Genomic DNA, 11,014 nt, shown 5'->3' on the forward strand with positions numbered 1-11,014 from the left:
GGCTACTTTACTCAAACGTTGTCTATGGATGGACAGCAGATTGCCAACTACGAAGCACAAAACTTCGGCCAACTTCCTATTGAACGTGTAATGGATGCCAATGGTCAGCCGTTGATAGTTGACGTTCCTTATCTTGATTATTTTGTTCATGCAAACGTATGGCGTGTAAACGTTGGACGTATTTCTTTGTATCTGCTTGATACGGATAATGAAATGAACAGTGAATTCGACCGTCCTATCACTCACCAGCTTTATGGTGGCGACTGGGAAAACCGTTTGAAACAAGAAATCTTGTTGGGTATCGGTGGTATCCTGACTTTGAAAGCACTGGGCATCAAGAAAGATGTTTATCACTGTAATGAAGGACATGCTGCATTAATCAATGTTCAGCGTATCTGCGACTATGTAGCTACAGGATTGACTTTCGATCAAGCTATCGAGTTGGTTCGTGCTTCTTCTCTTTACACTGTTCATACTCCGGTTCCTGCAGGTCACGACTATTTTGATGAAGGCCTGTTCGGCAAATATATGGGTGGTTATCCTTCCAGAATGGGTATCACTTGGGATGATTTGATGGATCTTGGACGTAACAATCCGGGTGATAAGGGCGAACGTTTCTGTATGTCTGTTTTTGCTTGTAACACTTCACAGGAAGTGAACGGTGTGAGCTGGCTGCACGGAAAGGTTTCTCAAGAAATGTTCTCTTCTATCTGGAAAGGTTATTTCCCGGAAGAAAGCCATGTAGGATACGTAACGAATGGTGTTCACTTCCCGACTTGGAGTGCAACTGAATGGAAAGAACTGTACTTTAAATATTTCAACGAAAACTTCTGGTTCGATCAATCTAATCCTAAGATTTGGGAAGCTATCTACAATGTGCCCGATGAAGAGATTTGGAAGACTCGTATGACTATGAAGAATAAGTTGGTTGACTATATCCGTAAGTCATTCCGCGATACATGGTTGAAGAACCAGGGAGACCCTTCCCGTATCGTTTCACTGATGGATAAGATCAATCCGAATGCATTGCTGATTGGTTTCGGCCGTCGTTTTGCTACTTACAAACGTGCACACTTGTTGTTCACCGACTTGGATCGTCTTTCTAAGATTGTGAATAATCCTGATTACCCGGTACAATTCCTGTTTACAGGTAAAGCTCATCCGCACGATGGAGCAGGGCAAGGTTTGATTAAGCGTATTATCGAGATCTCTCGCCGTCCTGAATTCCTGGGTAAGATTATCTTCCTCGAAAATTACGATATGCAATTGGCTCGTCGTTTGGTTTCAGGCGTTGATATTTGGTTGAATACTCCGACTCGTCCGTTGGAAGCATCCGGTACATCGGGTGAAAAGGCTTTGATGAACGGTGTTGTTAACTTCTCTGTATTAGATGGATGGTGGCTGGAAGGTTACCGTGAAGGTGCAGGCTGGGCGTTGACAGAAAAACGTACCTATCAGAACCAGGAACATCAGGATCAGTTGGATGCTGCTACTATTTACAGTATTCTTGAAACTGAAATTTTGCCATTGTATTATGCACGTAATAAGAAAGGATATTCTGAAGGTTGGATCAAAGTGGTGAAGAATTCTATCGCACAGATTGCTCCTCATTATACAATGAAGCGTCAGCTGGATGATTACTATAGCAAATTCTATTGCAAACTGGCGAAACGTTTCCAGACTTTGGCTGCTAATGATAATGCGAAAGCAAAAGAAATCGCAGCTTGGAAAGAAGATGTGGTTGCTAAGTGGGATGCTATTGAAATCGTATCTTGTGACAAGGTAGAAGAGCTGAAGAATGGGGATATCGAAAGCGGAAAAGAATATACTATAACTTACGTTATCGATGAAAAAGGTTTGAATGATGCAGTGGGACTTGAATTGGTTACTACTTACACAACTGCAGACGGCAAACAACATGTTTACTCTGTAGAACCGTTTAGCGTTATCAAGAAAGAAGGTAACTTGTATACATTCCAAGTTAAACACAGCTTGTCAAATGCAGGTAGCTTCAAGGTGTCTTACCGTATGTTCCCGAAGAATCCGGAGCTTCCACACCGTCAAGACTTCTGCTACGTACGTTGGTTTATCTAATTTGTTTGAAATAGAAGTAGGGGAGTCCTTCTCCCTTACTTTCATATATAGATTCAGCCCCTGTGTTCTTTCGAGAATTACAGGGGCTGAATTTTATCTGTTTGGTTGTTGACTTGTGAAGTTTTTAATAAGCAAGAAGCCATCTGAAAAGTCTCTAAAAAGAAAAATCACGCTTACTGCAACATGTCGTAGTAAGCGTGATTTAGCCCCTTGTTTGAACTTTAAAGCCTTTGAAAAACCTTCTCTTTCGATCTGTTATTTTACAGCTTCTGCAATTTTAGTCTGAAGTTCTTCTCCATGCAAACCGCGAGCGATAATTTTACCACTGCCATCGATCAATACAGTGTGAGGAATACTGTTTACTGCATAAAGCTGTGCACCTTCACTTTGCCAGAATTTCAGGTCGGACATTTGTGGCCAAGTCATATTCATCTTCTTGATTGCTTCTTTCCATGCAGCTCCATCCTGGTCGAGAGATACGCCTACAATTTCGAAGTTCTTACCTTTATACTTAGCGTAAGTTTCTACCAGATTAGGCATTTCGCGACGGCAAGGACCGCACCAGCTAGCCCAGAAGTCAACCAATACCACTTTACCTTTACCAACGTAGTCAGACAACTTCACAGTCTTTCCTTCCGGAGTCTGCATTTCGAAATCAACAAATTGAGTACCTACGGCAGTCTTTTTCTGCTTGTCGGTCATCTCTTTGATTCTTACGATTGTTTCGTCATTCTGGAAATTCGCAGGAATTTGTTGCAACAAAGCTTCATTTTCGTCAGTAGAGTTATTGTAGAACGTTTGTTTAAACAAGAAAACTCCGACCGGATTGGTGATGTTCTTCTTAACACCTTCTTTGATTACTTTGTCATACTGTTCTTCCAGCTGGGCACCCTCTTTTTGTTTGGCTTCTTTCTGCTCATCACTTAAAGAAGTGTCGCCCATTGCTTCATAAATGGTATTCATTTTCTTGCTGATGTCATTGATTTGAGCTCTGATTTCCTGGTATGCATCATTGTTAGGAGTACCGGTCACAGCGTCGTTATCCTTGGTCAGGGCAACGTTGATTTTTCCGTTTTCGAGGAAGAAATCAATCATCAATGGCTCTCCGTTCACTTCGCAAGTGACATAGCGGCTAACCACAGAATCTTGTGTACCTTCAAAGGTAAAAGTACCTTTGGTGATAACGGCTGTATCTAGTTTGGTTAAATTTCTGCCAGTAGCTTCCTGAAGATAAACGGTGTCACCATCGCTTGCACCTTCTACCGTACCTGTGACAACGTATCCGGCTTTGTTTCCGCCCGTACAAGCTACCATGCCTAACGCTGCCGTTGCAATAACTAAATAAGTTAACTTTTTCATGCTTTTGTAAAATTAGTGAATAAATATTTATGCAAAGATAGATTTTTTTTCTGTCGGGCATCGAAAAACACTGTTATATTAGATTAACACCTAGGTGAAAACCGCAGAAATGTGTACCTTTGCAGCCCAAACTTTAGTATGAATATGCAAGAAGATAAATCCATCATTGAGGTGAGCCATGTATCGAAGTATTTTGGCGATAAAACAGCATTGGATGATGTGACTCTAAACGTGAAAAAGGGCGAGTTTGTCACTATACTTGGTCCTTCCGGTTGCGGTAAAACCACGTTGTTGCGTCTCATTGCCGGTTTTCAGACGGCTTCGGAAGGCGAGATCCGAATTTCGGGGATGGAAATAACACAAACCCCTCCCCACAAGCGTCCCGTGAATACGGTATTTCAGAAATATGCCTTATTCCCGCACTTGAATGTATATGATAATATTGCTTTCGGCCTGAAACTGAAAAAGACACCGAAACAAACCATTGAGAAAAAAGTGAAAGCTGCTTTAAAGATGGTAGGTATGACAGATTATGAATACCGCGATGTGGATTCTCTTTCCGGTGGTCAGCAACAACGTGTAGCCATTGCCCGTGCCATTGTGAATGAGCCGGAAGTGTTGCTATTGGATGAGCCGCTGGCAGCGCTCGACCTGAAAATGCGTAAGGATATGCAAATGGAGCTCAAAGAAATGCATAAATCTTTGGGTATAACGTTTGTTTACGTCACTCACGATCAGGAAGAGGCATTGACGTTGAGCGATACGATTGTTGTGATGAGTGAAGGAAAGATTCAGCAGATCGGTACACCGATTGATATTTATAATGAACCCATCAACGCTTTTGTTGCCGACTTTATCGGAGAAAGCAATATCCTCAATGGTACCATGATTCATGATAAGCTGGTACGCTTCTGCGGCACGGAGTTTGAATGTGTGGATGAAGGATTTGGTGAAAATGTTCCGGTAGACGTAGTCATCCGTCCGGAAGATCTTTATATTTTCCCCGTTTCGGATATGGCGCAGTTGGTAGGCGTGGTAGAGACTTCTATTTTCAAAGGTGTGCATTATGAAATGACGGTGATGTGCGGCGGATATGAATTCCTGGTGCAGGATTACCATCATTTTGAAGTAGGAGCGGAAGTCGGACTGCTGGTGAAACCGTTTGATATTCACATCATGAAGAAAGAGCGTATCTGCAATACGTTTGAAGGAAAATTGCTGGATGCCACTCATGTGGAATTCCTGGGCTGTAACTTTGAATGTACTCCGGTGGAAGATATAGCTGCCGATACGAATGTCAAAGTGGAGGTAGACTTTGAAAAAGTGATTCTTCAGGATAATGAAGAAGACGGAACGCTCACAGGTGAGGTGAAATTCATCCTTTACAAGGGCGACCATTATCATCTGACCGTATTGTCAGACTGGGACGAGAATGTATTTGTAGATACGAACGATGTATGGGATGACGGAGACCGTGTAGGTATTACCATCCCTCCAGATGCCATTCGTATAATTAAAATAACCGATTAACAGGAAAGGAAGTGAATAAGAAGTTTATAGTCTTTTTGTCATCACGTAAGAGTTGGACTCTCCCTTACATTATTTTTTCGGCGATCTTTGTGATTATACCGCTGTTTTTAATTGTCGTATATGCCTTTACCGATGATAGCGGTCATTTGACACTCGCCAATTTTCAGAAGTTCTTCGAACATCCCGAAGCAATCAATACCTTTGTATATTCTATCGGTATTGCTATCATTACCACCCTTGTTTGTATTTTGCTGGGTTATCCTGCAGCATGGATATTGAGTAACAGTAAGCTGAACCGTTCCAAGACGATGGTCGTACTGTTTATCCTGCCGATGTGGGTAAATATTCTTGTGCGTACCCTTGCTACGGTTGCCTTGTTCGACTTTTTTAGTGTACCGTTGGGCGAGGGAGCATTGATATTCGGTATGGTATACAACTTTATCCCCTTTATGATTTATCCTATTTACAACACGTTGCAGAAGATGGATCATAGTTATATTGAAGCTGCACAAGATTTGGGAGCCAATCCGCTGCAAGTCTTTCTGAAAGCAGTCCTTCCGCTTTCTATGCCGGGTGTGATGAGTGGAATTATGATGGTGTTCATGCCGACTATATCGACATTTGCCATTGCCGAGTTGCTGACGATGAATAACATCAAACTCTTTGGTACAACGATTCAGGAAAATATCAATAACAGCATGTGGAACTATGGAGCGGCACTTTCGCTTATTATGTTGCTGCTGATTGCTGCTACTTCTTTGTTTAGCACAGACGATAAGGACAATTCAAACGAAGGAGGCGGGTTATGGTAAAGAAAATATTCGCGCAGGCTTACTTGTGGATATTGCTGTTGTTGCTTTATTCTCCTATCGTGATTATCGTCATCTATTCTTTCACCGAAGCGAAAGTGCTGGGCAACTGGACTGGTTTCTCCACAAAACTTTATACTTCGCTTTTCACTACAGGCACGCATCATTCTTTGATGAATGCATTGATTAACACGATTACTATTGCTCTGCTGGCTGCAACGGCATCTACCTTGCTGGGTAGTGTGGCTGCTATCGGCATCTTTAATCTGAAATCCCGTTCGCGTAAAGCGATTAGTTTTGTGAATAGTATTCCTATTCTGAACGGAGATATCATCACGGGTATTTCACTTTTCCTTTTGTTTGTTTCTTTAGGAATCACACAAGGATACACAACCGTAGTGCTTGCTCATATTACTTTTTGTACGCCATACGTTGTTTTGAGCGTTCTGCCTCGTTTGAAGCAGATGAATCCGAATATTTATGAGGCCGCTCTTGACTTGGGAGCGACTCCCATGCAAGCTTTGTGGAAAGTTATTGTTCCGGAGATTCGTCCGGGAATGATTAGTGGTTTTATGCTTGCATTGACCCTATCCATTGATGATTTTGCCGTAACTGTCTTTACCATCGGTAATCAAGGTCTGGAGACGCTCTCTACTTATATCTATGCCGATGCCCGCAAGGGAGGGCTGACCCCTGAACTTCGTCCGCTTTCGGCTATCATTTTTGTCGTGGTGCTGGCGTTGCTGATTGGCATCAATTATCGGGCAGGAAAAGCGAAGAAAAAAGATTAATAGACCATCAAATGTGCTACTACATAAATAATATGAAAAGAATAATTCCCGTAATCCTGCTCTTACTGACCTTGACCGGATGCTATAATTCCGGTGAACCTCGTGAGCGGGTCCTTAAAATCTATAACTGGGCAGATTACATCGGCGAAGGTGTACTCGAGGATTTCCAGGCATATTATAAAGAACAGACCGGTGAGAATATCCGTATCGTTTACCAGACATTCGACATCAACGAGATCATGCTGACGAAGATTGAAAAGGGGCATGAGGATTTTGATGTGGTCTGTCCTTCGGAATACATCATCGAGCGTATGCTGAAGAAACATTTGCTGCTGCCCATCGATACGAATTTTGCACATTCTCCCAACTACATGAATAATGTAGCTCCGTTTATCCGCGAACAAATCAATAAATTGAGCCAACCGGGTGAGCAGGCGAGCCGCTATGCTGTATGTTATATGTGGGGAACGGCTGGAATTCTATATAACCGGGCTTATGTACCCGATTCGGTAGCGCTGTCCTGGGATTGTCTTTGGAATAAAAAGTACGCCGGAAAAATTCTGATGAAGGATAGTTATCGTGATGCTTACGGAACAGCTGTCATTTATGCGCATGCGAAGGAACTGAAAGAAGGAACGGTGACAGTGGAAGAGCTGATGAACGACTACTCTCCACGTGCGATGGAACTGGCCGAAAAATACCTGAAAGCCTTGAAACCGAATATTGCCGGTTGGGAGGCGGATTTCGGCAAGGAGATGATGACGAAGAATAAAGCCTGGCTGAATATGACTTGGAGCGGTGACGCGATTTGGGCGATTGAAGAGGCAAATGCGGTAGGAGTGGACTTGGATTATGAAGTTCCCGAGGAAGGGAGCAATATCTGGTATGACGGTTGGGTAATCCCGAAATACGCTAGAAATCCGGAAGCAGCCAGTTATTTCATCAATTTTATGTGCCGTCCGGACATTGCTTTGCGGAATATGGATTTTTGCGGATATGTAAGTTCCGTAGCTACGCCCGAAATACTGGAAGAGAAAACAGACACGACCCTCCATTATTATGCCGATTTAAGTTACTTTTTCGGACCGGGTGCAGACAGCATACAAATTGATAAGATACAATACCCGGATCGCAAAGTGGTAGAACGATGTGCCATGATTCGTGACTTTGGCGATCAGACAAAAGAAGTTCTTGATATTTGGTCGCGTATTAAGGGCGATAATTTGGGGGTTGGCATAACTATTCTTATCTTTGTCGTTGTTGCATTGATGAGTGGCTGGATGATTTATAAAAGATGGCAGCGTTACAACCGCCAGAAACAACAGAGGCGCAGAAGCAGAAGGAAAAAGGTGAGGAGGAATTAGTATTTCTCCGGATTACAAACAAAAAATAAATAGGTGCGAAGATAGAAGTGGTATCTATAGAAAGAATAAGAAGCACGGTGAACGGAATGCTAATGGCGGGATGTTCACCGTGTTTTGTTTTTATCGTCTTTTCATATTCCGAAGTATATCTTTGGTATCCTTGTCTACCCGGAAAGACTCGATTGTTTTTTGCAGTGCTTTGTTGTAAGTCCAGTTATCCAATGTACTATGTTTCAGATATTCCATTGTCTTTTGGGGAAATTTGATGAAACACAATGATAGCATCCATGCCATACCCATACGTGCATAATAAGCATCATGATTGAATAAATTGGCATATTCCAGTAACGAATCGATATGTTCGTCATCCACATAGTGGAAAAGCATCACAATCCCGAAGCGTATTTCAAATTCTTTAGAGGATTTCAGATAAGGTTGGATAAATTGCCATACGGTTTCTTTTCCTTTTTTTACGGCAGTTTTCAGTTCACTGCAGAAAATGTCGCATACAGCCCAATTATCTATACGGGGAATGAACATCGTTACATAGTTCATTCGTTCTTCAAGTTCCATTTTTGCCAGTCCGATAATCATTCCCTGAAGCATTGTTTCTTCATAATAGTTCGTATCGGTTGACTCTACAAACGTACGCCAGTCCTCTTTTTTTATAATTTCTTTGGCCATGATTCGCAGTTGGGGGATACGTACACCGAGAATATTGTTCGCTCCCGGAAGGAGGGAAGAGTGAAATTCCTTATATTTGGCATCTACTAATGCTTGTAACTCTTTCCGTATGTTTTCAGTTGTAGTCATTTTGATATAGTTGGTTATTTCACAAAGGTATAAAAAAAAGAGCATGCGCATCATGTGACGGCATACTCTTTTGGGAGATAATTCCCATCATAATGAAAATACTTTGGGAAAGTTTATACGGTTAGTCACTTCTTGGCCATGTCGAAACTGAATGTAGTAGGCGAGAATTCTTCAAACGGCTGTCCTTCTACTTCCACTTTGGTTGCTTTGATTTCAAATGTAAGCTTTTGGTCTTTATATGTATATTGGCCCTTTTCTTCCGCTTCTATGGTTACTTTTATCGTAATTTGAGGAGCTTCTTCTCCGTCTGCTTGTGCTTGAGTCGGGATAGTATATTTTATTTCCAAAGGTTCAGGTTTTAATTGAAGTAGAATAGAGCCTTTACTGTCATCATTAAAGGCAGCGGTATAAGGAATGTTGTAATTGATATCGTCCAGATTTTCGATGATAATTCCGGCAGTTTCTTCATCGACGATACTTTTGATGAGATCGTCTACCGGGAGTTTTTTAATCATGACCTGATTGTCTTTTACTTCAGCGGTAACGGTGGCTCCTTCCGGCTGTTCTTCTTTTGGGGAATTAGTTTGTGGGTTAACGGGCGGATCAGACTCTGTCAACATGGTACCGGAATAATTTCCATCCACATCTTTAAGAGAATATACGGGAATGTCTGAATCATCATCATTGCTACATGCTGTAAAAGTGGTTATCAGGCCCAACGCCACTACAAATAAAACTAAGCGATTAAAACAACGAACTTTTTTTATTTCAGTTAAAGTTTTCATACTGTTTAAAATTAGATTATTAATTTTCAAAATTAAGGTGTACGTACATAGGGTAAATGCCGGTAATTGTAAAATACTGCACAAGGAAATAAAAAACAGAATATTTTTTTTTGCAAGAATGCTGTTGCAAAGGTTTCGATGAATGTGACCTTTAAGCAAATAGCCAACTTTGTATATTATTGTTTTTTCGTAATAGATTCACTGGGCGTTATTCCAAAATATTCTTTGTATTTGTTGCGGAAGTTTTTCAGATTCCTCAACCCGATCAGTTCCGGAACCACATTTACAGAATATTTTCCACTTTCCAGCAGTTCACGGGCTTTTTCCATGCGAACTCGGTATATAAAATATTTAGGCGCTTCTCCTGTCAGCGATTTCCATTTATTAAAGAATGTGGTTCTGCTCATGCATAATTCGGATGCGACTTCATCTATAGTCAAACTTTCCTGATCTATATTTTTTAGAATGAAATCCTTTACAAGGTTGATAAATATGTAATTTTTTTCACTCAAAGTATCCTCCTCCTCTTCTATTTTTAGAAATTGTTCTCCGAATACTTTTTGCAGGAATGATTTTCGGAGAAAACGGCTGTTTTTAATCAGGACATTCATCTCTATTTTTAAGTCTTCTATATGAAAAGGCGTATTTATAAAGACATCGGCCAAAGAAGTTTCTCTGGTATTGCGTTGTCTTCCATTCAGATATGAGCCGTAGAGGATAATGGGAATGATTGAAGTTTCACAGGACGTTTTCAATCTTGATGAAAGCTCACTGCCGTACATACCATGTAGCATGGTGTCACAGACCACAATGTCTGGATATTCTTCTTTTATGTATGTTAAGGCTTCCAGACCGTTTCCGAAGCTTTTTACAATAAAATGATCAGATAAACGCGTTTCCAGGTAAGATCTGAAATCGATATTGCTGTCAGCAAGTAGTACAGTGGGTTTAACAGACTTTCTTTTATGAGACTTTTTACAGAATAAAGAGTCTATTTTTGTTTCTTCCTGATTGGCTATGATTTGTATGGGAGTGTATTTGGATATACTTTTATGTGTGTATCCTTTTGAAAGATTTTTTTCTTTTTGTATAAGAATGATATAGAAGTAAATACAATAAATAGAAAATCCTCCTACAATGAACAGTGGGATAAAGTTTAATTGATAAATAAGAGTTATAGCCATGATGACAGGAACGAGGGGCGACGTTGTTATTGAATATTTCATATGAATTTGTTTTTAATAGCGCCACTTAGATGAGATACACCAATTTCCTTTGTTGGGTATAAAAGAGGAAATTCACTGTAACTATGATCTCATAGTTGTACATTCATAAACTCAAAATATAAACTCGTAATTATTTATATCTTGAGGGGGAATAGTTGAAGGTGAAGTCTATATATAGAGTATGAATTCTAACAGTTTGAATCATTCTTTCGTAAATGGTGAATTTCCTCCAAGTGACAAAGA

The 11,014-nt window shown here is 40.8% G+C and carries 8 protein-coding genes and 1 pseudogene; 5 read left to right on the top strand and 4 right to left on the bottom strand.

Annotated elements, in window-relative coordinates; all coding sequences use genetic code 11:
• Positions 1-2,094 (top strand): alpha-glucan family phosphorylase (glgP, locus tag ACT8YW_RS19215; RefSeq protein WP_444106823.1); only part of this gene is annotated, 2,094 nt, incomplete at its 5' end.
• 255 nt (positions 2,095-2,349) lie between these two features.
• Here the strand turns inward: glgP and ACT8YW_RS19220 are convergent.
• Positions 2,350-3,453 carry a redoxin domain-containing protein gene (locus ACT8YW_RS19220; protein ID WP_444106824.1) on the bottom strand — a complete coding sequence of 368 codons (1,104 nt, stop codon included), beginning with the start codon at positions 3,451-3,453 and terminating at the stop codon, positions 2,350-2,352.
• Positions 3,454-3,591: 138 nt separating this feature from the next.
• On the opposite strand from ACT8YW_RS19220, the gene potA reads away from it, so the two are divergent.
• Genes potA through ACT8YW_RS19240 form a run of 4 tightly spaced genes read left to right on the top strand, consistent with a single transcriptional unit; the run spans position 3,592 to position 7,947 of the window.
• Positions 3,592-4,983: a polyamine ABC transporter ATP-binding protein gene (potA, locus tag ACT8YW_RS19225; RefSeq protein WP_004316768.1), complete on the top strand. Its 1,392-nt coding sequence runs from the start codon at positions 3,592-3,594 to the stop codon at positions 4,981-4,983.
• 11 nt (positions 4,984-4,994) lie between these two features.
• The gene (locus ACT8YW_RS19230; protein ID WP_004316765.1) at positions 4,995-5,795 is read left to right on the top strand and encodes an ABC transporter permease; all 801 of its coding nucleotides are present in this window, start codon (positions 4,995-4,997) and stop codon (positions 5,793-5,795) included.
• The gene (locus ACT8YW_RS19235) at positions 5,789-6,583 is read left to right on the top strand and encodes an ABC transporter permease (protein WP_117684272.1); all 795 of its coding nucleotides are present in this window, start codon (positions 5,789-5,791) and stop codon (positions 6,581-6,583) included. Before ACT8YW_RS19230 ends, ACT8YW_RS19235 begins: the two co-directional genes overlap by 7 nt.
• Before the next feature lie 32 nt (positions 6,584-6,615).
• Positions 6,616-7,947: an ABC transporter substrate-binding protein gene (locus ACT8YW_RS19240; protein ID WP_444106825.1), complete on the top strand. Its 1,332-nt coding sequence runs from the start codon at positions 6,616-6,618 to the stop codon at positions 7,945-7,947.
• A 120-nt stretch (positions 7,948-8,067) separates the two neighbouring features.
• Here the strand turns inward: ACT8YW_RS19240 and ACT8YW_RS19245 are convergent, their stop codons facing one another.
• The 3 genes and pseudogenes from ACT8YW_RS19245 to ACT8YW_RS19255 form a co-directional block, all read right to left on the bottom strand.
• Complete coding sequence (locus tag ACT8YW_RS19245; protein WP_444106826.1) at positions 8,068-8,760, bottom strand: DNA alkylation repair protein; 693 nt, start codon at positions 8,758-8,760, stop codon at positions 8,068-8,070.
• A 125-nt stretch (positions 8,761-8,885) separates the two neighbouring features.
• Positions 8,886-9,545 carry a DUF4840 domain-containing protein gene (locus ACT8YW_RS19250; RefSeq protein WP_117684274.1) on the bottom strand — a complete coding sequence of 220 codons (660 nt, stop codon included), beginning with the start codon at positions 9,543-9,545 and terminating at the stop codon, positions 8,886-8,888.
• Positions 9,546-9,721: 176 nt separating this feature from the next.
• Positions 9,722-10,597 (bottom strand): annotated as a pseudogene (locus ACT8YW_RS19255) (helix-turn-helix domain-containing protein); the annotation flags it as partial.
• Between the last annotated feature and the right edge of the window lie 417 nt (positions 10,598-11,014).

The sequence above is a fragment of the Bacteroides sp. genome (assembly GCF_052357945.1).
Lineage (GTDB): Bacteria > Bacteroidota > Bacteroidia > Bacteroidales > Bacteroidaceae > Bacteroides.

Excerpts from the sequence above, each read along its gene's own strand:
- ACT8YW_RS19240 (WP_444106825.1), top strand. The coding sequence starts at position 6,616 with ATGAAAAGAATAATTCCCGTAATCCTGCTCTTACTGACCTTGACCGGA.
- potA (WP_004316768.1), top strand. The coding sequence starts at position 3,592 with ATGAATATGCAAGAAGATAAATCCATCATTGAGGTGAGCCATGTATCG.
- ACT8YW_RS19235 (WP_117684272.1), top strand. The coding sequence starts at position 5,789 with ATGGTAAAGAAAATATTCGCGCAGGCTTACTTGTGGATATTGCTGTTG.
- ACT8YW_RS19245 (WP_444106826.1), bottom strand. The coding sequence starts at position 8,760 with ATGACTACAACTGAAAACATACGGAAAGAGTTACAAGCATTAGTAGAT.
- ACT8YW_RS19250 (WP_117684274.1), bottom strand. The coding sequence starts at position 9,545 with ATGAAAACTTTAACTGAAATAAAAAAAGTTCGTTGTTTTAATCGCTTA.
- ACT8YW_RS19220 (WP_444106824.1), bottom strand. The coding sequence starts at position 3,453 with ATGAAAAAGTTAACTTATTTAGTTATTGCAACGGCAGCGTTAGGCATG.